Below are 785 nucleotides of genomic sequence, written 5' to 3' on the forward strand. Positions count from 1 at the left end.
TCCCACAGCGCTAGACGACCGAAAAGTCGCTGCTGGTGAGTGAAAGACCCGGCTGCAGGTGAGCGAACAATATCTGCGCTGCACCGTCCGAGCCATCGGCATCGAAGTAGAGATTGCCTGTCGCGCTGTCATAGATGATGCGCTGCAATGTATCGGTCGCCGATGTCCCGACATGGAAGGCATCCGCGGAAAGGCTGCCAACCGGCCCGACACCCACAAAAACACTATCATCAAGCGCGATCGTGTCGTTGTCGACGGAGAATTTCTTGATCGTATCGACGTTGGATGTGGCATCCAGCGGCGTGCTGAACAGGAACGTGTCACTGGAGAGACCGCCAATGATCGTATCGTTGCCGGCGCCGCCGTTGAGCGTGAGATTTTGCCCGGATGCGGCACCAGACGCATCAATCATGTCACTGCCTGTGCCGGCGACGAATGACACCGTATCAAACGTATCCTCATGCGCGACGGTGACGCGCCACGGCAGGCCGGTGATTGCCAGACCGGCAGTGGTGGTTTTAATTTGCACGCTGTCGGCCATGCCGGTGCCAAATGTGGCGACATTGTCCACCTGGCCGTCTCTCAAACCCGTGCCGAGCGTGGATTCGAGATCGATCACGACCGATTCAACGCTGCTRCCGGTCAGATTATCGATCGCAATGTTGTCGGCTCCCCCGAGAGCGTGAAGCATGACCTGCTCGACACCCCGCAGATGCATATTGATATTGGCGACGTTGCGAAAGAGATTTGCTTGCCCATCGACGGGGGAAGAGAGAACCATGTTT

At 57.4% G+C, this 785-nt stretch carries 1 protein-coding gene; it reads right to left on the bottom strand.

Annotated features, from left to right (window positions below):
• Positions 1-10: 10 nt before the first annotated feature.
• On the bottom strand, positions 11-785 hold a 775-nt coding region (locus AC1D0P_RS26385), incomplete at its 5' end, for a calcium-binding protein (protein ID WP_477679430.1).

This window comes from Polaromonas sp. P1_G2, from assembly GCF_056405515.1.